The 26104-nt window shown below is 45.0% G+C and carries 22 protein-coding genes; 18 read left to right on the forward strand and 4 right to left on the reverse strand.

What is annotated here, in order from left to right:
* Positions 1 to 143: 143 nt before the first annotated feature.
* The 5 genes from miaB to lnt all read left to right on the forward strand — a co-directional run bounded on the left by miaB (position 144) and on the right by lnt (position 5945).
* Positions 144 to 1568, forward strand: coding sequence for a tRNA (N6-isopentenyl adenosine(37)-C2)-methylthiotransferase MiaB (miaB, locus tag AACS00_RS00075; protein WP_110168099.1), 1425 nt, complete (start codon positions 144 to 146; stop codon positions 1566 to 1568).
* Positions 1569 to 1685: 117 nt separating this feature from the next.
* Positions 1686 to 2771, forward strand: coding sequence for a PhoH family protein (locus tag AACS00_RS00080; RefSeq protein ID WP_110168100.1), 1086 nt, complete (start codon positions 1686 to 1688; stop codon positions 2769 to 2771).
* 2 nt (positions 2772 to 2773) lie between these two features.
* Positions 2774 to 3238: an rRNA maturation RNase YbeY gene (ybeY, locus tag AACS00_RS00085; protein WP_072668643.1), complete on the forward strand. Its 465-nt coding sequence runs from the start codon at positions 2774 to 2776 to the stop codon at positions 3236 to 3238.
* Positions 3239 to 3371: 133 nt separating this feature from the next.
* Positions 3372 to 4271 carry a CNNM family magnesium/cobalt transport protein CorC gene (corC, locus tag AACS00_RS00090; RefSeq protein ID WP_110168101.1) on the forward strand — a complete coding sequence of 300 codons (900 nt, stop codon included), beginning with the start codon at positions 3372 to 3374 and terminating at the stop codon, positions 4269 to 4271.
* Between the two features lie 162 nt (positions 4272 to 4433).
* A complete protein-coding gene (lnt, locus tag AACS00_RS00095; RefSeq protein ID WP_072668645.1) occupies positions 4434 to 5945 on the forward strand; it encodes an apolipoprotein N-acyltransferase in 1512 nt (503 codons plus the stop codon).
* A 72-nt stretch (positions 5946 to 6017) separates the two neighbouring features.
* On the opposite strand, the gene AACS00_RS00100 is transcribed toward lnt, so the two are convergent.
* On the reverse strand, positions 6018 to 6488 hold the full coding sequence (locus AACS00_RS00100) for a zinc ribbon-containing protein (RefSeq protein ID WP_110168102.1): 471 nt from the start codon (positions 6486 to 6488) through the stop codon (positions 6018 to 6020).
* Positions 6489 to 6609: 121 nt separating this feature from the next.
* Here AACS00_RS00100 and leuS point away from each other — a divergent pair, with 121 nt between their 5' ends.
* The 12 genes from leuS (at position 6610) to lipA (ending at position 19303) form a co-directional block, all read left to right on the forward strand.
* On the forward strand, positions 6610 to 9186 hold the full coding sequence (gene leuS / locus AACS00_RS00105; protein WP_110168103.1) for a leucine--tRNA ligase: 2577 nt from the start codon (positions 6610 to 6612) through the stop codon (positions 9184 to 9186).
* A gap of 210 nt (positions 9187 to 9396) precedes the next feature.
* Positions 9397 to 9990: an LPS-assembly lipoprotein LptE gene (locus AACS00_RS00110; protein WP_072668647.1), complete on the forward strand. Its 594-nt coding sequence runs from the start codon at positions 9397 to 9399 to the stop codon at positions 9988 to 9990.
* An 8-nt stretch (positions 9991 to 9998) separates the two neighbouring features.
* Positions 9999 to 11027, forward strand: a complete 1029-nt coding sequence (gene holA / locus AACS00_RS00115; protein ID WP_110168104.1) for a DNA polymerase III subunit delta — start codon at positions 9999 to 10001, stop codon at positions 11025 to 11027.
* Positions 11028 to 11073: 46 nt separating this feature from the next.
* Complete coding sequence (gene rsfS, locus AACS00_RS00120) at positions 11074 to 11433, forward strand: ribosome silencing factor (RefSeq protein WP_110168105.1); 360 nt, start codon at positions 11074 to 11076, stop codon at positions 11431 to 11433.
* Between the two features lie 2 nt (positions 11434 to 11435).
* A complete protein-coding gene (gene rlmH / locus AACS00_RS00125; RefSeq protein ID WP_110168106.1) occupies positions 11436 to 11906 on the forward strand; it encodes a 23S rRNA (pseudouridine(1915)-N(3))-methyltransferase RlmH in 471 nt (156 codons plus the stop codon).
* A gap of 6 nt (positions 11907 to 11912) precedes the next feature.
* Positions 11913 to 13796, forward strand: a complete 1884-nt coding sequence (mrdA, locus tag AACS00_RS00130) for a penicillin-binding protein 2 (protein ID WP_072668651.1) — start codon at positions 11913 to 11915, stop codon at positions 13794 to 13796.
* Complete coding sequence (rodA, locus tag AACS00_RS00135) at positions 13796 to 14917, forward strand: rod shape-determining protein RodA (protein WP_072668652.1); 1122 nt, start codon at positions 13796 to 13798, stop codon at positions 14915 to 14917. The genes mrdA and rodA overlap by 1 nt, the downstream gene beginning before the upstream one ends.
* A gap of 5 nt (positions 14918 to 14922) precedes the next feature.
* Positions 14923 to 15720 carry a septal ring lytic transglycosylase RlpA family protein gene (locus AACS00_RS00140; protein WP_110168107.1) on the forward strand — a complete coding sequence of 266 codons (798 nt, stop codon included), beginning with the start codon at positions 14923 to 14925 and terminating at the stop codon, positions 15718 to 15720.
* 127 nt (positions 15721 to 15847) lie between these two features.
* On the forward strand, positions 15848 to 17023 hold the full coding sequence (locus AACS00_RS00145) for a serine hydrolase (protein ID WP_110168108.1): 1176 nt from the start codon (positions 15848 to 15850) through the stop codon (positions 17021 to 17023).
* A gap of 172 nt (positions 17024 to 17195) precedes the next feature.
* Positions 17196 to 17474 carry a DUF493 family protein YbeD gene (gene ybeD, locus AACS00_RS00150; protein ID WP_072668655.1) on the forward strand — a complete coding sequence of 93 codons (279 nt, stop codon included), beginning with the start codon at positions 17196 to 17198 and terminating at the stop codon, positions 17472 to 17474.
* Positions 17475 to 17678: 204 nt separating this feature from the next.
* Complete coding sequence (gene lipB / locus AACS00_RS00155; protein ID WP_072668656.1) at positions 17679 to 18341, forward strand: lipoyl(octanoyl) transferase LipB; 663 nt, start codon at positions 17679 to 17681, stop codon at positions 18339 to 18341.
* Entirely contained in the window at positions 18338 to 19303 is a 966-nt protein-coding gene (gene lipA, locus AACS00_RS00160) for a lipoyl synthase (RefSeq protein WP_072668657.1), read from the forward strand. The genes lipB and lipA overlap by 4 nt, the downstream gene beginning before the upstream one ends.
* Positions 19304 to 19419: 116 nt before the next feature.
* Here the strand turns inward: lipA and glyA are convergent, their stop codons facing one another.
* Positions 19420 to 20670: a serine hydroxymethyltransferase gene (gene glyA / locus AACS00_RS00165; RefSeq protein WP_110168109.1), complete on the reverse strand. Its 1251-nt coding sequence runs from the start codon at positions 20668 to 20670 to the stop codon at positions 19420 to 19422.
* Positions 20671 to 21047: 377 nt separating this feature from the next.
* On the opposite strand from glyA, the gene AACS00_RS00170 reads away from it, so the two are divergent.
* The gene (locus tag AACS00_RS00170) at positions 21048 to 21650 is read left to right on the forward strand and encodes a YitT family protein (RefSeq protein WP_072668659.1); all 603 of its coding nucleotides are present in this window, start codon (positions 21048 to 21050) and stop codon (positions 21648 to 21650) included.
* An 89-nt stretch (positions 21651 to 21739) separates the two neighbouring features.
* On the opposite strand, the gene vexH is transcribed toward AACS00_RS00170, so the two are convergent.
* Positions 21740 to 24850: a vibriobactin export RND transporter permease subunit VexH gene (vexH, locus tag AACS00_RS00175; protein ID WP_110168110.1), complete on the reverse strand. Its 3111-nt coding sequence runs from the start codon at positions 24848 to 24850 to the stop codon at positions 21740 to 21742.
* Positions 24850 to 25896, reverse strand: a complete 1047-nt coding sequence (locus AACS00_RS00180) for an efflux RND transporter periplasmic adaptor subunit (protein ID WP_072668661.1) — start codon at positions 25894 to 25896, stop codon at positions 24850 to 24852. Before AACS00_RS00180 ends, vexH begins: the two co-directional genes overlap by 1 nt.
* Positions 25897 to 26104 lie beyond the last annotated feature (208 nt).

The following is a 26104-nucleotide window of genomic DNA, read 5'->3' on the forward strand; positions in this document are numbered from 1 at the left end:
AAACAGGGTAAAAACCTAGTAACAGCAACGGTTATAATTTATTTCTAACCCTAGTCAGTCACAAACGAAAGCAGTACAATACGCCGCTACCGTCGTGATGGCGGATCCTTATTTGAACAAACTATTGAACGAGCGAAAGTGAGATGAGTAAGAAACTGCTAATTAAAACCTGGGGCTGTCAGATGAACGAATACGATTCATCGAAAATGGCCGATTTGCTCAACGCGGCAAATGGTTATGAGCTAACTGAAGAGCCAGAGGAAGCAGACGTACTTCTACTTAATACCTGTTCAATCCGGGAAAAAGCCCAAGAGAAGGTCTTCCATCAACTCGGGCGTTGGAAAAATCTTAAAGACAAAAAACCAGGTGTCGTGATTGGTGTCGGCGGCTGTGTGGCCACCCAAGAAGGCGATCATATTCGTGAACGCGCCCCGTTTGTTGATGTGATTTTTGGCCCACAAACTTTGCATCGCTTGCCTGAAATGATCAAGCAATCACAATCGACTGATGCGCCTGTGATGGATATCTCTTTCCCTGAAATCGAGAAATTCGATCGCTTACCTGAACCTAAAGCAGAAGGCCCTACCGCTTTTGTCTCCATTATGGAAGGTTGCTCGAAATATTGTACTTACTGTGTCGTACCTTATACGCGTGGTGAGGAAGTCAGCCGTCCGATGGATGATGTGTTATATGAAATAGCCCAATTGGCCGAACAAGGCGTGCGTGAAGTCAACCTCCTAGGGCAAAACGTCAATGCTTATCGTGGTCCAATGCACGATGGGACCATCTGCTCATTTGCTGAACTATTACGTTTAGTGGCTTCAATCGATGGTATTGACCGTATTCGCTTCACGACCAGTCACCCGCTAGAATTTACTGATGACATCATCGCCGTATATGAAGATACGCCGGAGCTAGTGAGCTTCCTGCATCTTCCAGTACAAAGTGGCAGTGATCGTATCTTAACCATGATGAAGCGCCCACACACAGCGATTGAATATAAGTCGATCATCCGTAAGCTACGTAAAGCTCGTCCTGATATCCAAATCAGCTCTGACTTTATCGTCGGCTTCCCTGGCGAATCAGACAGTGATTTCCAAGCTACGATGAAACTGATCAGAGACGTTGATTTTGATATGAGCTTTAGCTTTATTTTCTCACCTCGCCCTGGTACGCCAGCCGCCGATTACCCTTGTGATGTATCGGAAGAGACGAAAAAAGAGCGCTTATATGAACTTCAGCAACAAATTAATAGCCAAGCGATGCGTTATTCTCGTTTGATGCTTGATACTGAACAGCGTATTTTAGTCGAAGGCCCATCAAAGAAAAACTTGATGGAACTGCGCGGACGCACTGAAAATAACCGTGTCGTTAATTTTGAGGGCTCACCTGATCTGATTGGTCAATTCGTTGATGTGAAGATCGTCGATGTTTTCTCCAATTCCCTACGTGGTGAACTGATCCGTACTGAGTCAGAAATGAACTTACGCGTCGTTATTTCACCTTCACAGATGATGGCGAAAACGCGCCGAGAAGATGCCTTAGGCGTTGCTTCTTTCACACCATAGATATGGGGCATATCCCCTCATAATGACGTGTGAGGAAGATTGACGTTTTTGGTCACAACATTCCATGAGTAGCCGGTCAACATCGGCTACTTATTCATGATTTATTGAGAGGCCAATTTGAGCAATAAAATCGTTACTTTAGAGATCACTCTCGAACCTTCCGACAACCGCCGCTTAGCCAGCTTATGCGGTCCTTTTGATGATAATATTAAACATCTTGAGCGTCGCCTCGGTGTCGAAATTAACCACCGTAGCAATTTCTTTACTATTGTCGGCAAGCCTCATACTGCCGCAGCCGCCCTAGACATCATTAAAACGCTATATGTAGACACGGCACCTTTGCAAGGCAATATTACTGATATTGAGCCAGAGCGTATTCATCTTGCGATTAAAGAAGCTGGTGTGCTCGAGCAAAATCAAGAATCTACCATCACTTATGGCAAAGAAGTCTTCATCAAGACCAAAAAAGGCGTGATTAAACCACGCACACCAAACCAAGCTCAGTATTTGGTCAATATGGTCACCCACGACATTACCTTTGGGATTGGTCCTGCCGGTACGGGTAAAACCTATTTGGCGGTAGCTGCCGCGGTTGATGCCCTAGAGCGACAAGAAGTACGGCGTATTCTTCTCACTCGTCCTGCGGTAGAGGCGGGGGAAAAACTGGGCTTTTTACCCGGTGATTTGAGTCAAAAGGTTGATCCCTACTTACGCCCACTCTATGACGCCCTATTTGAAATGCTCGGTTTTGAACGCGTTGAAAAACTCATTGAGCGTAACGTTATCGAAGTCGCTCCACTGGCGTACATGCGTGGACGAACGCTAAATGATGCATTTATCATCCTTGATGAAAGCCAAAACACCACTGTGGAACAGATGAAAATGTTCCTGACCCGCATCGGTTTTAACTCACGCGCAGTGATCACTGGTGACGTAACGCAAATCGATTTACCTCGTGGTGCTCGTTCAGGGCTACGCCATGCCATCGAAGTGCTCAAGGAAGTCGATGAGATTAGCTTTAACTTTTTCTTAGCTGATGATGTGGTTCGTCATCCGGTTGTCGCCCGTATCGTTAATGCTTATGAAAAGTGGGAAGCTGAAGATCAAAAACAACGTAAAATCAATGAGCAACGTCGTCGTGAAGAACGGGAATCAATGAACATGACGCCGACAACCGCATCGAATACTGAGGAATCTCATTAGTCATGTCTATCGAACTAGACTTACAAATCGCCGTTGCAGACGAGCAAGGCCTGCCTAGCTTTGATGATTTTTTAACGTGGTTTAGCGCCGCAGTAACGCCTTTTCAATCTCAAGCCGAAGTCACCATTCGTGTGGTTGATCAAGCGGAGAGTCATCAGCTAAATTTAAACTACCGTGGCAAAGATAAACCGACGAATGTGCTATCTTTTCCATTTGAAGCCCCAGCTGAAATTGAACTGGATCTACTGGGAGATTTAGTCATTTGCCGGCAAGTGGTTGAGCAAGAGGCTCTTGAACAGCAGAAGCCTTTGATGGCTCATTGGGCGCATATGGTTGTACATGGCACTCTTCATCTGCTAGGTTATGACCATATTGATGATCAAGACGCGGACGAAATGGAAGCCCTTGAGACCGAAATCATGCAAAACATGGGGTTTGATGACCCATATTTAGCGGAGAAAAACTAAGCCAATACGCCCCATTAACCAAGCGCTGTAGGTAACCATAAAACCACTGCCGCTTGGTTCGCTGGGAAACGATGCGGATAAAGCTTACATGTGAGCTATCACACATCTGATAGCGTTACCAATAAGAGAAATAATGAACGACGATAACTCGCCCTATTCGACCGAAGGAAAAAAAGAAAAATCTGAAGGTCCGAGTAGAAAGTCCTTCTTTGAACGCCTAGGTCAACTGTTTCAAACAGATCCTAAAGACCGTCAAGATTTAGTTGATGTGATCAGAGACTCAGAAATCAATGACCTTATCGACCACGATACACGCGACATGCTTGAAGGCGTGATGGAAATTGCAGAGATGAGAGTACGGGATATTATGATCCCCCGCTCACAAATGGTGACCGTTGAACGCACCCACGATATGGATACGCTCATAGCGATCATTACCGATGCTCAACACTCCCGCTATCCTGTTATCAGTGAAGACAAAGACCATGTCGAAGGCATACTTCTTGCGAAGGACTTACTCAAATATTTAGGCTCAAGCAGCGCTCCCTTCAATATCGAAGAAGTCATTCGGCCTGCCGTGGTAGTTCCTGAAAGTAAACGCGTTGATCGCCTATTAAAAGAGTTCCGTGAGGAACGTTATCATATGGCGATTGTCGTAGATGAGTTTGGCGGTGTATCTGGCTTAGTCACTATCGAAGATATTCTCGAAGAGATTGTTGGTGATATCGAGGACGAATTCGATGATGAAGAGCAACTGGATATTCGTAAATTAAGTAAACATACCTACGCCGTGAAAGCGTTAACGACCATCGAGTCGTTTAACGAAACGTTTGGCACTTCGTTTAGCGATGAAGAAGTGGATACCGTTGGCGGTTTGGTAATGACCGCGTTTGGTCATTTACCTTCTCGTGGAGAGGTCATTGATATCAGTGGCTATAACTTTAAAGTCACTGCCGCCGACAGCCGAAGAGTAGTCCAACTGCAAGTGACTATTCCTGACTTACAAGCCCTTCCAGAAACCATGGAAGAATAGCTCGCTAGCGAGAACGGCCAGTCACGGTACGTAACCATAAAATCACTGCCATTGAACCTTGACGCGAACCATCAACATAACGCTGACGATTCGCGTCAAACTTAAAGGTAACGATGCTGATTCAGGCTCTCTGCCTGAATCACTTAATGAGAGCATGACTGGATGAAAGATCTTATCCCACAGCGCCTACAGCCTATCTTGGCTGTTTTTTTTGGTTCGCTGACCACATTAGCCTTTGCCCCTTATCAAATCTGGCCTATCGCTATTCTCAGCCCTTTGGTTTTATTACTGCTTATAGAGAAGAAAACGCCCAAACAAGCCGCACTACTCGGATATGGCTGGGGACTCGGGCAATTTGGTTTTGGGATCAGTTGGGTCTATGTCAGTATTGATACCTTCGGAGGCATGCCAACAATAGCCGGCTTGTTGCTGATGCTATTACTGGTTGCCTATCTCGCTCTGTATAATGGCCTATTTGCTTGGACTCTCAATCGTTTTTTCTCAACCACTCATTGGTCACGTTTTCTCTTCGCTGCGCCCGCACTGTGGCTACTCAGTGATTGGTTACGCGGCTGGGTTATGACCGGATTCCCCTGGCTATGGCTTGGCTATAGCCAAATCGACGGGCCGTTGGCTTCTTTCGCTCCTTTGGCGGGTGTTGAACTATTAACATTATTACTGATCATCAGTGCTGGTTCATTCGCCTATGCTTGGCAAAATAAAGCTTGGCGCTACTTACTGCTGCCCATCGGTATTTTTATCATCGGTGTCGTACTTCGCCCTGTCCAGTGGGTAACACCGCAACCAGAACGAGCCACTAGCGTAGCGATTATCCAAGGTAATGTTGAGCAATCTTTAAAATGGCATCCCAGCCAACGCTGGCCCACCATCATGAAATATACTGATCTGAGCCGTGAAAACTGGGATGCTGATATTATTATTTGGCCAGAAGCCGCCATCCCTGCTTTTGAAGTAGAAATTGGTTCATTTCTTAGCAATTTAGATTCAGCCGCACAAATGAACCAGAGCGCAGTCATCACTGGCATTTTAAACCATGACCAGCAGGGGCACTATTTTAATAGTATTTTAGCGTTAGGTGAGACGGAACATGCAGAGTATCGCTACGATGTGACTCAACGCTATCACAAACATCACTTGTTACCGTTTGGTGAGTTTGTCCCCTTCGAAGAGTGGTTAAGACCATTGGCACCCTTATTTAATCTACCGATGTCTTCATTTAGTCGGGGAGATTATATTCAACCGAATATCATCGCTAAAGGATTCGCCTTCGCCCCCGCACTGTGTTACGAAATCATCTTTAATGAACAACTTCGTGTCAACGTCACCGAACAAACCGATTTTTTGCTGACTTTATCGAATGACGCTTGGTTCGGTGATTCGATTGGCCCATTGCAGCATATGGAAATTGCCCGTATGCGGGCCTTAGAACTTGGTAAGCCTCTGATTCGTTCAACAAATAACGGAGTCACCGCGATCACCGATCATTATGGCCGAATCACGCATCAAATCCCGCAATTCGAAACGGCAGTGTTGAGAGCCGAGATCATTCCGACTCGCGGACAGACGCCCTATCATCGACTCGGGAGCTGGCCACTCTATTTATGGGTTATTGTCAGCCTTGCCATAGGGATGATCACGATTCGCCGCTCTTAAATCAGCAATAACACTCGATCTATCCTCAAGCGCTATCCATATCGCGCTTGGGGTTCGTCCCTTTGATTTTTGCTAAGGTTGCAAAGGCTGACGGCTAAATAATTTATGGCCGCAGCGCAGACAAGGAACTATTTCTGTTGGGTGATTATACTCAACTTTATGATTGCAACTTTCGCACACTAAGATCCCCAACCCAATCATTTCCCCAGCTTGATAGACACCTTGATGCTCAAGATCTTGAAATAGCTCCACCCACTCTACTTTAGTTTTATCCGTAATATCCAACAGCCCTTGCCAGATAGAATTAGCAATCATTAAATAAAATGGCCCCGTTTTACTCTGCTCATACTGTTCAGAAAAAGCTTTTAAATCCGCTTTAACATAAGCCGAAATCAGCGCTAATTCATCTTGAGTCAGGTCATTGGCCGCCGCCACGATCTTACCCGACGTGTCTAAAATATGCTCTAACTCTTCTGGACTTTGTTTCAACGTTTCGAGCACTTCTTCTACTAACGCCTCATAACCTGCTTTTTGTTTTGGCATAAGTCACCTCGTTCAGTCGTATTGGCTATTGTTGTGCTGTGCCGCTTTAGGTATTCTATGTTGATCTATTACTACCTGTTCGAACCGAACTCACAAATTCCAAGATAACCGGATGTCATCGATGCAAGATCAATATAACCCGCAAGATATTGAACAGAAAGTTCAACAGCACTGGGACAACAACAAAACCTTTGTTGTAAGTGAAGACCCAAATAAAGAAAAATTCTACTGTCTTTCGATGTTTCCTTATCCAAGCGGTCGACTGCACATGGGCCACGTACGTAACTACACGATTGGTGACGTCGTTTCTCGCTTCCAACGTTTACAAGGTAAAAACGTCATGCAACCGATTGGTTGGGATGCGTTTGGCTTGCCGGCCGAAAATGCTGCCGTTAAAAATAAAACAGCACCAGCGCCATGGACTTACGAAAATATCCAATACATGAAAAACCAGCTCAAATTACTGGGCTTTGGTTATGACTGGAGTCGTGAATTCGCTACCTGCCGTCCTGAATACTACCGTTGGGAACAAGAGTTTTTCACCAAACTGTACGAAAAAGGGTTGGTTTATAAGAAAACCTCCTCAGTAAACTGGTGTCCTAATGACCAAACCGTACTTGCTAACGAACAAGTGGAAGACGGCTGCTGCTGGCGCTGTGATACGCCTGTTGAGCAAAAAGAGATCCCACAGTGGTTTATTAAGATCACCGCTTACGCGCAAGAATTGCTTGATGATTTAGATAATCTTGACGGCTGGCCAGAAATGGTTAAAACCATGCAACGCAATTGGATCGGCCGCTCTGAAGGGGTAGAACTGAGCTTCCAAGTTAAAGATCAGGCGCAAGATCTGGAAGTCTATACAACTCGCCCAGACACGCTGATGGGGGTTACCTATGTGGGTATTGCCGCCGCGCACCCTCTCGCGGTTCAAGCTGCTGCCAATAATCCGCAACTTGCGGCCTTTATCGAAGAGTGTAAAAACACCAAAGTTGCCGAAGCCGAACTCGCGACGATGGAGAAAAAAGGCATGGCGACGGGCCTGACGGCTATCCATCCTTTAAATGGCCGAGAAGTGCCTATCTATGTCGCGAACTTCGTACTAATGCACTATGGTACTGGTGCGGTAATGGCCGTTCCGGCACACGACCAACGCGATTACGAATTTGCCACCAAATACGGCTTAGATATCATCCCGGTGATTAAGCCTGAAGATGGCAGCGAGTTAGATATCAGCCAGCAAGCTTATACAGAAAAAGGCGTACTGTTTGACTCTGGTGAATTCGACGGCCTAACTTTCCAAGCGGCTTTTGATGCCATTTCAGCAAAACTCGAAGCGCTAGGTAAAGGTAAAAAGACCGTTAACTTCCGTCTACGTGACTGGGGCGTTTCTCGTCAGCGCTACTGGGGTGCCCCCATCCCAATGGTCACCACTGAAGATGGTCAAGTTCATCCCGTCCCTGCCGACCAATTACCAGTAATCCTGCCTGAAGATGTCACAATGGATGGTGTAACCAGTCCGATTAAAGCCGATAAAACGTGGGCTGAAACTACATTTAATGGTCAACCAGCTCTGCGTGAAACCGATACTTTTGATACCTTTATGGAATCTTCTTGGTATTACGCACGTTACTGCTCACCACAAGCAGACGATATTTTAGACCCAGCTAAAGCCAACTACTGGCTACCGGTTGATCAATACATCGGTGGTATTGAACACGCTTGTATGCATCTACTCTACTCACGCTTTTTCCATAAGCTATTGCGTGATGCTGGTTATGTCACCTCCGATGAACCATTCAAACAATTACTTTGCCAAGGCATGGTATTAGCTGATGCTTTCTATTATAGCAATGAAAAAGGCACCAAAGAGTGGATTTCACCTACTGATGTTAAAGTAGAACGCGATGGTAAAGGTCGCATTATTTCAGCGATTGATCATCAAGGCCGACAAGTTGAGCACTCAGGCATGATCAAAATGTCTAAGTCAAAAAATAACGGCATTGACCCGCAAGAGATGGTCGATAAATACGGTGCAGATACAGTACGCTTATTTATGATGTTCGCTTCGCCTGCCGATATGACATTGGAGTGGCAAGAGTCTGGTGTTGAAGGAGCAAACCGCTTCCTAAGACGGGTATGGAAGCTCATCGCTGAACATACCGCTAAAGGCGCTGCGGTTGCGGTACAAAGCGATGCCTTAAATGCCGACCAAAAAGCGCTGCGTCGTGATGTGCATAAAACCATTGCTAAAGTGACTGATGATATTGCTCGTCGTCAAACCTTTAACACGGCGATTGCTGCGATCATGGAGCTGATGAATAAACTCACTAAAGCGCCACAAGAGTCTGAACAAGACCGAGCTATTTTGGATGAAGCGGCCAAAGCCATCACCTTAATGCTTTACCCTATTGCACCACATATCTGTTTTGAAATGTGGCAAGCACTAGGTGAAGCGGATATTGACCAAGCAACGTGGCCGACATACGACGAAGCAGCATTGGTTGAAGATCAGAAACTGGTTGTCCTGCAAGTTAATGGTAAGTTACGTGGTAAATTAACCGTTGCTGCGGATGCCAGCAAAGAACAGGTTGAAGCGCTTGGTCTACAAGATGAAAACGTACAGAAATTTACTGATGGTTTAACCATTCGTAAAGTTATTTACGTACCGGGCAAACTGCTCAATATTGTGGCGAACTAATCGCTAAGCTGATTGTCTGTATAGCCAAGCAACGTTAGGTTATCCGCTTACTATTCATGGTGGTCATCAATATCGAGCTGACCACCGAAATAGACTAAGCTGCCTTTCGTTATCAGCAAGTAAACAGGGCTTGTGCCCTGTTTACTTATCTCAGTTTATCGAACGAGGTAAGCTAAGATAAGTAAACTCACTGACGAGAACTAATAACCCATGCGTTTTATATTGCCTGTAACAACTCGACCTTGGTTGATTCTTTTGTTGATCACTTCAACATTTCTTGCTGGCTGCGGCTTCCATCTACGTGGAGACTACGACATTCCAGAAGAGTTGAGTATGATGTCTCTGACCAGTAACGATCAATACAGCACCTTAACACGGCTGGTCAAAGGTCAACTGCGCATGAACGAGATCCAACTCGTTGAACCTGCAAGCAATGTAGCTAATTTGCATCTCAATGGGGAAAGCCTGAGTGAACGAACCTTGTCGCTGTATCAAAACACTCGCGCTGCCGAAAAAGAACTGACGTTTAACACTTCTTATCGCGTCACCATACCAGACGTTGGGACTAAGACATTTTCTACCAGCGTAACCCGAAGTTACTTGGATAACCCACTGACTGCATTAGCAAAATCAGCTGAACGAGAAATGATTGTCGACGAAATGCGTAAACTGGCCGCCAGTCAAATTATTCGCCAAATGGCTCGCCTAAAGGCCAGCATTCCTAATGGCAGTTTTGAAGAGACTGACTCTAACGTCCAAACTCAATCTGAGCTTGATAACTCAAATACCATTAATATGTTATAGGGTTAACCATGCGATTGTACGCCGATAAACTCAGCGAAACCCTCAACCGCTCGCTCTCTTCTATCTATTTAATCTTGGGTAATGAACCTTTATTGATTCAAGAATCACGTTTAGCGATTGAACGCAAAGCGCGAGAGCAAGGATTTACTGAGAAATACCGTTTTAATGCCGATGCTTCTCTTAATTGGGACGAGGTGTATGATTGTTGCCAATCAATGAGTCTCTTTTCTCAACGCCAGATCGTTGAAATAGAAGTCGCTGATAGTGGCTTTAACGCAGCATTAGGTAAAGAACTCGCCAGCTTAACCAGTACTCTAAGTCCTGATGTGTTATTGGTGATCATCGGTGGCAAACTGGCTAAAGCACAAGAAAATACGGCTTGGTTTAAAGCATTAAGCGCACAAGCTTGTTGGGTTAACTGTTTGACTCCCGAACTTTCTCGTTTACCTCAGTTCGTTGCAGCGCGCTGCCGAGCTCTAGGTTTAAAACCGGATAATGAAGCGATTCAAATGCTCGCTCAATGGCACGAAGGCAATTTACTGGCTTTGGTACAAAGTCTCGAAAAATTAGTACTTCTTTATCCTGATGGGCAATTAACATTATTACGTTTAGAAGAGTCACTCAGTCGCCACAACCAGTTTACCGCTTTCCACTGGATCGATGCCTTACTCGAAGGTAAGGCCAACCGAGCGCAACGCATTTTACGCCAACTGGCTGCCGAAGAGACTGAAGTGATTATCTTAATCCGTACGGTACAAAAAGAACTATTTCAATTGTTACAGATGCGGCAGGCATTAGAAACACAAGCGATAGGTACTGTCTTTTTTAACCAACATCGGATTTGGCAAACCAAACGACCACTTTATTCTGCCGCTCTACAGCGATTATCCGTGCCGCAACTGCGACATCTGTTGCAACTGCTTGCTCAGTGTGAATTATTGGCTAAAACTCAATATGTTCAACCCATTTGGCCATTGATGCAGCAACTGAGCTTACAATGTTGTTTACCGCAAGCAAACGTCGCTTTACCGACTTAAAAGCGTGTTATACTACGGCGCTTTTTTAGAAGCAGAATAACCCTTGATGACCATCATCAACGAACCATACTATGAGGATTCACCATTGCAACAGCAACAACAACTTACCCATTTCCTTGCTGATAAAGCCGATGACATGAAAGCCGTTAATATCGTTACCCTTGATGTCCAAGGCAAATCGAGTGTGACTGACTACATGGTAATTTGTACTGGCACATCAAAACGCCATGTGGCTTCGATTGCTGATCACATTGCCAATGAAGTAAAAAAAATCGGCCTAGAACCTCTCGGTATGGATGGCGAGAAAGAGGGTGAATGGGTCGTGTTAGATATGGGTTCGACCATGCTCCATGTCATGCAAGAAGAGCATCGCGCTTTATATCAATTAGAAAAGCTCTGGGGCTAAGTGTGAGAATTCAACTGATCGCCGTCGGCACTAAAATGCCGAAATGGGTTGAAGAAGGCTTTCAAGAGTACCGTCGACGCTTTCCTCATGATTTACCATTGGAATTAGTCGAAATAACGGCGGGTAAACGTGGAAAGAATGCTGACATTGCACGTATTTTACAAAAAGAAGGCGAAGCCATGCTCGCCGCCGTGCCCAAGGGAAATCGAATTATTACGCTCGATATCCCCGGAAAACCTTGGAATACTGAGCAGTTGGCAGAGCAATTAGAAAGTTGGAAACTCGATGCACGAGATGTGTCTATTTTAATTGGTGGACCAGAAGGGCTAGCACCAAGCTGCAAAGCGGCCGCCGAACAAAGCTGGTCATTATCACCGTTAACTCTGCCTCATCCACTGGTGCGTGTGGTTATGGCCGAAAGTCTCTATCGAGCATGGAGTATCACGGCCAATCATCCTTACCATCGAGAGTAATGAACGATGCTGCGTAAGCGAAGTCCAATCAGAGATTACCAAGCGGAAGCCCGACTGTTTCGTCGTCGAGCTATCGTGGCCTTCATGGGAATTATCGTGGCGATGGGTGTGCTGATCACCAACCTCTATCATATTCAGGTGAAACAGTACCAAGATTATAAAACTCGCTCCAACGACAATCGCATTAAAATTGTCCCGATTGCCCCCAACCGTGGATTAATTTACGATCGCAATGGTCATTTACTGGCGGAAAATCGCCCTGTGTTTAACTTGGAAATTATTCCTGAACAAGTAAACAATATGGACGAGACTATCGCTCGTCTGCAGCAAATTTTAACCATTCCAGAAGAACGAATTGCGGCGTTCGAAAGAGATCGCCGCCAAACTCGACGCTTCAATGCCATTCCTTTACTCACACAACTCAGTCATGAAGACGTGGCAAAGTTTTCCGTGCATCAGCATAACTTCCCTGGAGTCTCCGTTAGCGCAAATTTAAAGCGTTTTTATCCTTATGGAGAAGTCTTAACTCATGTAATTGGGTACGTATCACGAATTAACGATCGAGACGTAGAACGACTACAACGTGAAGGTAAAGCCGCTAATTATCAAGCAACACGGGATATTGGTAAGTTAGGTATTGAGCGTTACTACGAAGATCTGTTACACGGCACTGCCGGCTATCAAGAAGTTGAAGTCAATAGCCGTGGACGTATTATCCGGACGTTGAAATACGTGCCGCCTTCTCCCGGTAAAGATATTGTTCTCAATTTGGATATTGATTTACAGCTTTATATCCATCAATTACTTGACGGTCGCCGCGGCTCGGCGATTGTCTTAGATCCAGAAGATAACGGCATACTAGCGATGGTTTCAAGCCCAAGTTATGATCCGAATCCTTTTGTGCATGGCATTTCGTCAACCGAATACAATAAGTTACTGAATGACATCAACCGTCCTTTAGTTAACCGAGCGACCTTGGGGATTTATCCACCAGCCTCAACCGTAAAACCATTTATTGCTCCAGCTGCATTGCATGACGGCATCATTACACCAAGAACGACACGTAACGATCATGGTTCCTGGCAAATCCCTAATTCCGATACGCGTCCCTTTCGAGATTGGCTACGCTGGGGACATGGCCGGGTTGATATTTTAAAAGCGATTGAAGAATCGGTGGATACCTTTTTCTACCAAATTGCGTACGACATGGGAATTGATAACCTATCGACCTGGATGATGCGCTTTGGATTTGGTGATTTAACGGGTATTGATATCTTCGAAGAAAGTCGAGCCAATATGCCCACTCGCGAATGGAAAATGGCTCGTCATCGAACCCCTTGGTATAAAGGTGACACCATCCCAGTCGGGATCGGTCAAGGTTATTGGACCGCAACACCAATGCAATTGGCGAAAGCCACTTCGGTGGTTGCAAATAAAGGTAAAGTGATTGCTCCGCATTTACTGCGCTCTACGATTAAAAATGGTCAGCCCTTTTCGACTCAAAAAGAGACCGAGTATGTCACCTATCCTCCTATTGATGAGATCGATGACAAATATTGGGACATTGCAATACAAGGAATGTATCTGGTTAACCATGGCAGTCGAGGCACCGCACGACGCGCCTTTCAAGGCTTAAAGTACAAAAGTGCCGGTAAATCAGGAACCGCGCAAGTCTTTGGTCTGGCTGAAGGTCAAGAGTATAACGCTGACGAACTGGCCGAGCATTTACGAAATCATGCTCTCTATGTCGGTTTTGCACCGATAGATCATCCGAAACTGATCGTCAGCTTGGTGCTCGAGAACGCAGGCGGTGGTTCAGGTACTGCCGCCCCCGTTGTTAGACGAATTTTTGATCATGTAATCTTGGGACCACAAGAGGATAAACCATAATGAAGATGGATCCCGCAACCGGACAAAACCGGGCTTTCTTTGAACGTTTACATATTGATCTCCCTCTATTACTTGCCTTATTAGTGGTTATGGGATTTGGTTTGGTGGTGATGTACAGTGCTGGTGGACAAAGTTTAGCGATGATGGAGCGCCAAGCCATGCGCATGGCCATGGCGCTGTTAGTCATGGTTGGCTTGGCACAGCTGTCGCCACGCAGTTATGAACGATTGGCGCCGCTGCTGTTTTTTTGTGGCGTGATATTACTACTAGGCGTACTCTTTTTTGGAGAATCGTCCAAAGGGGCACAACGTTGGCTTAACCTTGGTTTTATCCGCTTCCAGCCCTCTGAACTACTGAAACTAGCTGTACCACTAATGGTGGCACGATATATTGGTCAACGACCTATTCCAGCAGATTTAATGACCCTAGCCGTCGCATTAATGATGGTCTTTTTCCCAGCAATATTGATCGCCAAACAGCCTGACTTAGGGACCGCCATTTTGATTGCAGCTTCCGGTATTTTTGTTATTTTCTTAGCCGGTATTAGCTGGAAAATCATCTCGGCAGCCGTGATCGCCGTTGGCGCATTTGTCCCTGTCATGTGGTTTTTCTTTATGCGCGAATATCAAAAAACTCGCGTACGTACCCTTTTTGATCCAGAATCCGATCCACTGGGAGCGGGGTATCACATTATTCAAAGTAAAATCGCAATTGGTTCGGGAGGCTTATCTGGTAAAGGGTGGTTACATGGCACCCAGTCTAACTTAGAGTTTTTACCCGAAAGGCACACTGACTTTATCTTTGCCGTCATTGCTGAAGAGTGGGGGTTGATTGGCGTGCTTGCTCTGCTCGCGGTGTATTTATTTATCATTGGCCGAGGGCTATACCTTGCCGGTAGTGCTCAAACCGCTTTTGGCCGAATGATGGCAGGGAGTATTGTTTTAAGTTTCTTTGTCTATGTCTTTGTTAATATCGGCATGGTAAGTGGCATTTTACCCGTTGTCGGTGTCCCCTTACCCCTCATCAGTTATGGCGGCACATCGATGGTGACACTGATGGCCGGATTTGGCATTTTGATGTCGATTCACACTCATCGTAAAGCGTTTTCTAAGGCGAATTGAACCGTATGAAATCCTCTCACTATTCATTACTCTTAAGCTTACTTTGTAGCGCTTTACTCATCGGTTGCAGCAGTAAACCGACAGGGCGCTATACTTTGTTTGATGATGTAGCGCCTAACATGCCAATTTCTGTCGAACATATTGAAGATGCCTACCCGCAATACGAACCCTATAGCCTAGGGGGAAATAGAGACTACACACTGCGTGGCCAGAGTTACCAGATCATTCGTAACCCCAAAGGGTTCACTGAGCGTGGTCAAGCATCTTGGTATGGGAAAAAATTTCATGGTCATCTAACGTCTAATGGCGAAATTTATGACATGTATTCGATGACAGCTGCACATAAAACGCTGCCCCTGCCAAGTTATGTCAAAGTCACCAATTTGGATAATGGCCGAGAAGCCATTGTTAGAGTCAATGATCGAGGGCCGTTTCATGAAGGACGGATTATTGATTTAAGCTACGCCGCCGCGTATAAGTTAGGTGTCATACAGACGGGAACAGCCAATGTTGATATCGCGGTCATCACCGTAGAAAGAAACAACAGTCGCCCGCTAAAGACACCCTTTGCTCAGTATGTTATTCAAGTTGCTGCCTCCCAGCATCAACAGCGAGTAGAACAGTTATCCGCCGAGATGAGTGACCAACTAACGGTCCCAAGTTTTGTCGAGAGTAACCATCAACAGCATCGGTTATTTCTAGGGCCATTTACTGACTATGCCCTGACGCAAGAAATACTTGAACGTGTAAAATCGCTCGGTTACGACACCGCTTTTGTGAGAAAACACCACGCAAAACCGTAACGTCGATGCAAAGCAGATCGGCCTTCTCCTTTATCCGCTCAACGATGCCGGGAGGAATGGGCGGTCTGATTTGCAAGGTCGTTTCTGTTAAGCTATTCGATAACTAACCAATAGTTTTAATATTATTATGAAAAAAATCTCTCTATCTTCTGTTTTAGCGACATCTTTTGCGCTATCTGCTACGTTTTCAGCATCCTCTTTTGCTGCACCGACCGTCATTCCAGATGCTCCACAAATTGCCGCCAAAGGCTATGTGTTGATGGACTACCATTCGGGGAAAATCCTCGCTGAGAAAGAGATGAACACAAAGCTTTCTCCAGCCAGTCTCACCAAGATGATGACCAGCTATGTTATCGGCCAAGAGCTTAACCGTGGCAATATTTCTCTCGATGACGATGTGGTGATCAGCGAAAATGCGTGGGCGAAATACTACCCCGATTCATCCAAAATGTTTATCGAGGTAGGAACCTCGGTTAAAGTCCGAGATCTGAATAAAGGGATTATTATTCAATCAGGTAACGATGCTTGTGTTGCGATGGCAGAACATGTCGCTGGTTCAGAAGATGCTTTTGTCGATCTCATGAATGCTTGGGCCAGTTCACTGAACATGACCAACACACATTTTGCCAACGTGCATGGACTCGATCATCCTGAACTCTACTCTACGCCTTATGACATGGCCTTATTAGGTCAAGCATTAATCCGAGATGTGCCAGATGAATACGCTCTCTACGCCGAGCAAAAGTACACCTACAACGGCATAACCCAATACAATCGTAACGGATTACTTTGGGATAAAAGTATGAACGTCGATGGTATTAAAACTGGCCATACGACTAATGCAGGATACAGTTTGGTCAGCTCAGCGACCGAAGGCAATATGCGCTTAATTGCCGTCGTGATGGGCACTAAAGATATTAATTCTCGTAAAACGGAAAGTAAAAAGCTGCTTAGTTATGGGTTCCGCTTTTTTGAAACAGTTGCTCCACACAAAGCAGGCGAAACCTTTGTTAACGAAACGATTTGGATGGGCGACAAACCAACCGTTGCGCTCGGCGTAAAACAAGATACTTACGTTACGCTGCCCCGTGGCCAAACCAAAGATCTGACGGCTAGCTTTGTCTTAGAAAAAGAGCTCAAAGCACCGATTAATAAAGGGGATGTCGTGGGTACTCTCTATTACCAAGTACAAGGTAATGAAGTTGCTCAATATCCTCTGATGGCATTAGAAGACGTCAAAGAAGGCGGGCTATTAAGTCGTCTATGGGATTACTTAGTGCTCCTGTTTAAAAGCCTATTCTAATTGATAATCGATAAAGAGGGGGAGCTTTCCCCCTTTAATGGCTAGTAACAATATTGGCTACGTTTGCTCGCTGAGAGAAACTCATGCTCACCTCAGTCTATCGTCAACTTGAGATATCTTTAAATTGACGGTACTATCCGCCACCGCTTAAGCAAATCTTGGAGCTTTCATTATGATGACCATTAACTCTGATGCAAAATTAAAAGATCTTTTAGAGTTTCCTTGTTCTTTTACTTACAAAGTTATGGGCCATGCGAAACCTGAGTTACCAGAACTTGTGTTAGAAGTGATTCAGCGCCATGCTCCTGGTGACTATAGTCCACGAGTTAAACCAAGTGGCAAAGGCAACTACCATTCAGTTTCTGTGACCATCACGGCGACGTCGATTGAGCAAGTAGAAACACTGTATAAAGAACTAGGCGATATCGAGATCGTTCGTATGGTTCTGTAACATTAAGTTGCAGCGAAATATCAAAAAAATTTTAATTGTTATACATTATTTTTAAAGCAGCATTACGCTGCTTTTTTTTATTTTTCATTACCTTAAATTACTCATAGAAAAAATGAGGTTAAAAAAATCCCCGAGATGAGTAGTTCAAAACGCCTAAGATGTTTATAATCAAAAAACTTTATATATCACTGGTGGACAACGACAATGGATAATCCGCTTGTTATCAGGCGACTGGGTAGACAAGATTATTTGCCTGTTTGGCAAGCCATGCATCAGTTTACCGATCAACGTGATGAACAAACGGCCGATGAAATATGGCTTGTTGAACACCATCCCGTTTTTACCCAAGGTCAAACAGGCAAAGCTGAGCATCTTCTCAATCCAGGAAATATCCCGATCGTACAGAGTGATCGTGGAGGTCAAGTGACTTACCATGGCCCAGGTCAATTAGTTGCTTATGTATTGATTAATTTAAGACGCAAAAAACTCGGCGTTCGAGAATTAGTCACACGTATTGAACAACTCGTGATAGACACCTTAAAAACCTACCATATTGATTCTGCCGCTCGCCCAGACGCTCCGGGTGTCTATGTCGATGGAAAGAAAATATGCTCGCTAGGTTTACGTATTCGTAAAGGCTGTTCATTTCACGGTCTTGCCCTTAACGTCAATATGGATCTTTCTCCTTTTCTGCGCATTAACCCTTGTGGCTATCAAGGCATGGAAATGGTACAAGTCTGTGATTTAGGTGGGCCAGACAACTTACCAGAAATTGAACAGCAAATGATCCAAGAGCTTGTCCGTTTATTCGGTTATCAACAAGTCGAATTCAGCACAGAAGCACCTTTTATAGGTAAAATAGCATGAGCAAACCAATTCAAATGGAAAAAGGCGTTAAATATCGTGACGCTGATAAAATGGCACTGATTCCGGTGAAAAACATGCCGGTTGAGCAAAAAGAAGTGCTACGTAAGCCATCGTGGATGAAGATTAAACTCCCTGCCGATAGCCAGCGTATACAAGAAATTAAAGCCGCGATGCGTAAAAATAATCTTCACTCTGTCTGTGAAGAAGCGTCTTGCCCCAACTTGGCGGAGTGCTTTAATCATGGCACCGCTACGTTTATGATCCTTGGTGCTATTTGTACTCGACGCTGCCCATTTTGTGATGTAGCCCATGGACGTCCAAATGCCGTTGATGGCGCAGAGCCGAAAAAACTCGCTGAAACCATTCGTGATATGAAGCTCAAGTATGTCGTGATCACTTCGGTCGACCGCGATGACTTACGCGATGGTGGCGCTGAACATTTTGCCAACTGTAATCGTGAAATTCGTGCTTTAAATCCAGGAATTCGAATTGAAACTTTAGTCCCTGACTTTCGAGGCCGGATGGACATTGCGCTAGAAAAACTCAAAGATAATCCGCCAGATGTGCTTAACCATAACCTAGAAACAGCTCCACGCCTGTACCGTAAAGCGCGCCCTGGGGCAAACTATAAATGGTCTTTAGAATTGCTGCGTAAGTTTAAAGAGCAACATCCTGATATCCCAACCAAATCAGGTATCATGATGGGCTTAGGTGAAACCAAAGAAGAGATCATCCAAGTTTTAAAAGATTTACGAGAGCATGGCGTAACAATGCTGACATTAGGTCAGTATTTAGCACCAAGTCGTCACCATCTACCGGTTGAGCGCTACGTGCCACCTGAAGAGTTTGATGAGCTAAAAGAGATCGCTCTTGAGCTTGGCTTTACCCATGCTGCCTGTGGACCTTTTGTCCGCTCATCTTATCATGCGGATTTGCAGGCTAAGGGCTTAGAAGTCAAATAACCCTATCGCGAATCTATACGGTTATCAGCAGTAGAGCCTATCCCTCCGCTGATTAATGATTGCGTTATAAAAAAATGGCCCGCACAGCGGGCCATTTTATCTACTATGACAAAGTATTAAGCGTAAACCGGTAAGCGTTGACAAATCGCTAACACTTTCTGTTTAGTCGCTTCAATAACCGCTTGATCGTTGGCGTTATCTAATACGTCACACATCCAGTTTGCCAAATCTTGTGCATCTTGCTCAGTAAATCCACGACGTGTGATCGCTGGTGTTCCAATACGAATACCCGAGGTTACAAATGGGCTACGAGGATCGTTAGGTACCGAGTTTTTATTCACGGTGATATTCGCTGCACCCAGTGCGGCATCGGCTTCTTTACCAGTAATCCCTTTATCAATCAGATCAACTAAAAACAGGTGATTTTCAGTGCTGTTAGAAACAATCTTGTAACCGCGTTCTTGGAATTGAGCCACCATCGCTTTGGCATTTTTTACCACGCGAGCTTGGTACTCTTTAAACTCAGGCTCCATTGCTTCTTTAAATGCTACCGCTTTCGCCGCAATAACATGCATTAATGGCCCACCTTGGCCACCCGGGAAAACCGCCGAGTTAAGCTTTTTGTACATCTCTTCGCCCGCATTGGACAAAATCAAACCGCCACGAGGGCCAGCTAACGTTTTATGCGTCGTCGTGGTCACCACATGCGCATAAGGGAGCGGAGTTGGATAAACTCCCGCCGCAATCAAACCAGCAACGTGCGCCATATCGACAAAAAAGTAAGCGTCAACTTTATCGGCAATCTCACGCATCCGTTTCCAATCAACGATTTGTGAATAAGCCGAGAAACCACCAATAATCATCTTCGGCTTGTGCTCAAGAGCTAATGCTTCCATCTCTTCGTAATTGATCTTACCGCTTTCATCAATACCGTATGGGATAACATTATAGTGTTTACCCGAAAAGTTAACTGGAGAGCCATGAGTTAAATGACCACCATGAGCGAGACTCATGCCTAATACGGTATCGCCTGGGTTAAGTAACGCCATATAAACGGCACTGTTAGCCTGAGAACCAGAGTGAGGCTGAACGTTAGCGTACTCACAACCAAATAGCTGACAAGCACGGTCAATAGCTAATGCTTCGGCTTTATCAACGTATTCACAACCGCCGTAATAACGTTTACCTGGGTAACCTTCAGCGTATTTGTTGGTGAGCTGAGAGCCTTGTGCTTCCATAACCCGTGAGCTAGTGTAGTTTTCTGAAGCAATAAGCTCGATGTGTTCTTCTTGACGAAGCGTTTCTTCTTGGATTGCTGCGAATAACTCCGCATCGTAATCAGCGATATTCATATCACGCTTAAGCATCTGTATCTCCTGACTCAGATTTATCTGAAATTAGCTATCCCCAAACGACTTAGTATCTTTTGGGCATAAAAACCACACAATGACCCAACGCAAACGTTTTCGTCACCCTAACGGCGCGCATTCTACCTAATTTAACGTGTCTCATAAAGCGTAAATTACATAAAATATCATGCAGTTTTTTCATCATGACTAACGATAATAGTCCGCTGAACGTGAACCTATCGCTTAAGTGTCAATGTTACGCTTTACAGCCTGTAAAACGCTCATGACATAGATCTACCTTAATTTCTGCCTGTATGCTACCGAAAATCGCCACTTTTCATTACTATAGCGCGCAACTATTCCCTCTAATCCGATTGATCTTTTGAGCTGTAGCAATGGATAAACACACCCACAAAGAAGATATAATCGCCATGCTGACTGGAACGTTCTTAGTCGCGCAAGGCGTGTTTTTTCTCCAAGCTGGAGAACTACTGACTGGCGGAACTGCTGGATTAGCACTGCTGATGACCCACTTTTTGCCTTGGTCATTTGGCTGGCTGTATTTTATGGCTAATAGTCCATTTTATTTATTAGCTTGGCGTCGTTTCGGCGGTCGATTTGCTATCAATAGCGCGTTATGCGGGGCATTAGTCTCGATTTTTACTGATCATTTGGCCATGTTCATTACCCTCAGCGAAATAGATCCATTTTATTGCGCACTGGCGGGCGGACTATTAATGGGCCTTGGCATGCTGATTCTTTTTCGTCATCGCGCGAGTTTAGGCGGTTTTAATGTCCTCTGTTTAGCGATACAAGATAGGTATGCAATACCTGCAGGCCATGTACAGATGGTGATCGACGGATTAATACTGAGTGCTTCTTTGTTCTTTATCAGTCCAAGTACGGTGTTGTTGTCTATTTTTGGGGCGATTATCTTGAATCTAGTGCTGAGTATGAATCATAAGCCTACTCGCTATAACGTTACTTATCAGCCTTAAATCTAAGTGCTAGCCATGAAAAACGCCTTAAGCCAATATCGGTTTAAGGCGTTTTTTTATACGCAAATCGAAACAGCGTTCGTCATTGACTAATGGGTCGCGCGTGATTTCACATCATGACTGATCGCTTTATCCAGTTCAGCCGCCACGTGCCCCGGTGAACGCGTCGTTTGTGAAATCAATCGATACATCGCTGGAATAACAAATAATGTCACCAATGACGCAAACGCCATCCCAAAGAAAATCACGGTCCCTACCGAGACTCGACTTTCATAGCCCGCCCCTGTCGATAAAATCAGGGGTATCGCTCCAGCCAATGTGGTGAACGCCGTCATCAGAATCGGCCGTAGACGTCGCGCAGAAGCATCAATAATGGCTTTCTCGAATTCATAACCTCGATCGCGCAACTGGTTGGCAAATTCAACAATCAGAATACCATTTTTCGTCACCATACCGATCAGCATGATCATCCCTATTTGGCTATAAATGTTCATCCCCTGCCCCATGACAAATAGCCCGACAAATCCACCGAACACCCCCATAGGCACAGTAAACATCACCACTAACGGATTAATAAAGCTTTCAAATTGCGCCGCCAAGACCAAATAGGCGACTAGCAAAGCTAATGCAAAGACAATCGCAACGCTGGATTGATTTTCCCGAAAATCTTTTGACTCCCCAGAGTAACTGACGGTGATGTCACTCGGTAATATCTCTTGAGCTGTCTTATCCAAAAAGTCGAGTGCTTGGCCTAAGGTATACCCCTCGGCAAGGTTAGCCGTCATAGTGATCGCTTTTTGCTTATTGTAGCGCGCTAAACGAATCGAGGATGCAACCTCCTCAATATGGGTCAAGGTGTCTAAGGTCACTAGCTCCCCTGATGCTGTTCGCAAATAGATCTGACTCAAATCCGAAGCGTTATTGAAGCGATTTTCGTCACCACGTAAATACACATCGTATTCTTCCCCTCGCTCGACAAAGGTTGTCACCTTTTGTCCACCGAGCATCACTTCTAAGGTATTGGAAATCTCTTGCACACTGATACCGAGTTCAGCGGCACGCTGACGATCAACCGAAACAACCAGTTCTGGCGTTTTCTCTGAATAGTTACTGTCAACACCAGTCATCATCTGTGATTCTGTTGCACGCTGTTTAAGTACTTCAGTCCATTGTTGTAGCTCTTCATAATCGGAGCCGCCAAGAACAAACTGCACCGGTTCACTAGACCCGCCTCGAAACCCCGGCATAAATGGGAACACACGCACATCAGGAATCCCCGCCAACGCTTGTCGTATATGATTCAAGGCTTGTTGAGCGGTGATATCGCGCTCATTCCAATCATCCAGAATCATAATCACAAAACCCGTTTGATCCCCAGCGTTACCACCAAACGCTGGCGACTGGATACTGAAAGACTTTAAAAAACCTTGACCGAGTAATGGCATTAATCGTGACTCGACCAAATCCATATTGGCTGCCATGCGGTTATAACTGGTCGCATCAGCACCACGCACAAAGGCAAAAATCACGCCGCGATCTTCGGAAGGGGTTAACTGAGCGGGAACCTGTTGATTAAGCGCATAGCTGCCCCCGACACAAGCCATAATCACTAACGGTGCGGCCCACTTTATCCGTAAAGCCAATTGTAAAGCACGGCGATAATTAGCTTCTAATCGAGCAAACAATTTATCGACCAAGCGATTAAAACGGTTTGGTTTAACATTGGCGCGTAAAATTTTGCTGCTCAACACTGGCGTCAGGGTTAAAGCAATTAAGGAAGAGAAAATCACGGACATTGCTAGCAGCACCGAAAATTCAGTGAAGAGTAGCCCTACCATGCCATCCATAAACGAGATCGGTAAAAAAACCATCACTAAAACCAGTGTGGTAGCAATCACCGCAAACCCAACTTCCTGCGCCCCTTTATAAGCGGCCAGTAAGGGTTTATCTCCCTGCTCAATATGATGATAGATATTCTCCATCACCACAATGGCATCATCAACGACCAATCCAATAGCTAAAATTAACGCCATTAACGTGATCAAATTAATCGAAAAACCAAAATAATAGGCGGCAATCAGCGAAGATATCAATGAAACTGGTACAGTCACTGCAGGGATTAAAGTAGCACGAGCTTGACCAATAAAAATATACAGTACCAGTACCACCAACCCGCCAGTAATAAACAGCGTGCTATAAACTTCTTCAATCGAACGCTCGATAAACACCGTTGAGTCGTAATCAATCGCTAATCGAGTTCCTTCGGGCAAAAACTGTTGGACACGATCAACCTCTTGATGAATTCGAGCGGCAACTTCCAACGGGTTAGCATCAGATTGAGGAATTATCCCCATGCTGACATTGACCACCCCATCACTTTTAAAGGTCGAGTTTTCATTTTCTGCACCAATAAAGACGTCCGCTACGTCGCGTAAATAGATCGGCGTATTGTCACTGGCTTGTTTAATCACTAGTGACTGAAAATCCTCTTCGCTTTGATAGCTTCTCGCCGTACGTACTGACATGACTGTAGAATCATTACGAACTTGTCCCCCAGGGCTTTCAATGTTTTCTCGCCGCAATGCATTAGTAATATCGGTGGTGGTGATACCGCGTCCGGCCATTTGTTCTGGATTAAGACGAACGTACATGACTTTATATAAGCCGCCAGAAATATCCACCGAGCTAACGCCACTGATCAAGCTAAACCTATCAACTAAAACCCGATCGATATAATCGGTAAGCTGAGTACGATCCATATTGGATGAGCTTAAGTTAATGTATACCGAGGCTTCACCCGAACCATTATTCTTAAACACTTGTGGATCGTCCGCTTGCTCTGGTAGTGATCGTTTTGCTCGCGCAACAGCATCACGAATATCGCTCACGCCTTCATTCAAATCGTAACCAAGCTTAAAGGTGACAGTAATCCGTGACATGCCATTACGAGTAGTTGAACTAATTTCATCTATACCACTGATCCCGGCCAATTGGTCTTCAAGTACTGAAGTGATTTGACTTTCAATAATGGTCGCAGAAGCACCGCTGTATCGCGTCGAAATTGATACGACAGGGCTTTCAATATCCGGCATTTCACGTACAGACAGTTTAGAAAAAGAAACCAAACCAAAAACACACAATAATAAACTTAATACCACCGCCGCAATGGGGCGTTTTACTGAAATATCTGATAACAACATTATTGTGCGCCTTTCTTAACCGGTTGACCGTCAGCAGTAACTTCCCTCACGCTTAGCCCATCACGCATATTGACAATCCCTTGAACCACAATGCGTTGACCGATCTCTAAGCCTCGTTCAATCACCACTTGATTGTCGATTCGAGTGCCCAATAGCACTTCCGTCCGAGTCACCCGACTATCATCACCAACCACATAAACATAACGTTTGGTGCCTGAATACTCTAAAGCTTGTACTGGAATGATCGGAGCTGAGATAGGCGGAAAGTCGAGTCGAGCAGAGATAAGCATCCCTGGTTTAAGACGTTGCTGAGGATTTTTAAACGCTATCCGTACGCGTAAATTCAATGTTTCAGGATTAATACGCGAATCGATCGCAACGACTGTACCGGTGAAGACTTGATCAGGCCAAGCCGTGGTTTGCGCCGATACGGTCATCCCGCGTGAGAGACTCGATAAATAACGCTCCGGCACATGTAAATCTAAACGCATCACCGATAGGTCATCTAATGTCATGAGCTCATTACCGATACTCACTAATTGACCACGATTAAAATCAATGAAGCCAATGGTGCCATCAAACGGTGCTGTAATACGAAAATCAGCCAACTGAGCTTGCGCAGCAGCCAGCCTTGCTTGAGCAATATCAACACTGGAGCGTTGAGCATCTAACTCCGTTTGAGTAATCGCATTGCGTTGCACCAAACGCTCATATTCCGCGAGTTTACGTTGTTCATCACGCAGATAGGCTTGTGCTTCGCTGACGGCAGCTTGGGCTTTAGCATCGTGTAACGTCATCAGCAATTGATCTTTTTTAACCAACTGATTGCTGTTAACCATGATGCCATCGATTCGTCCGGCCGCCTCGGCCGAAATACTTATCGATTGATCAGCGACTAATTTACCAATCAACGATAAACGTTGAGAAATTTGATGAACTTGTACCGACTCAATCACCACAGGCGTCGCCATGGTGGCAGAAGCCATAGTCGAAAAAGTCGGTAATGAGAGGAATAACAAAGCAACAAGTAACGATATTTTTTTCATGATTAGGTTCAGATAATAAGTCACTGATTCCATTGTAACCGTTTCTAAGAACAATAAACGTCAAGTAACGTAAAGATAGCTTTAAAAAGGTAAGTTAAACCATCTAAATAGCCACTAAGAATAAGGCCGCCAACACTCGCCATTGATGAATGAACGACGATAAACCTTAATATCTATAATGTTCTGCCCAAAAAGCCAGCATTCAATT

Origin of the sequence: Vibrio sp. 11986-1-5 (assembly GCF_963878025.1) — a bacterium.
Classification (GTDB): Bacteria; Pseudomonadota; Gammaproteobacteria; order Enterobacterales; family Vibrionaceae; genus Vibrio; species Vibrio injensis.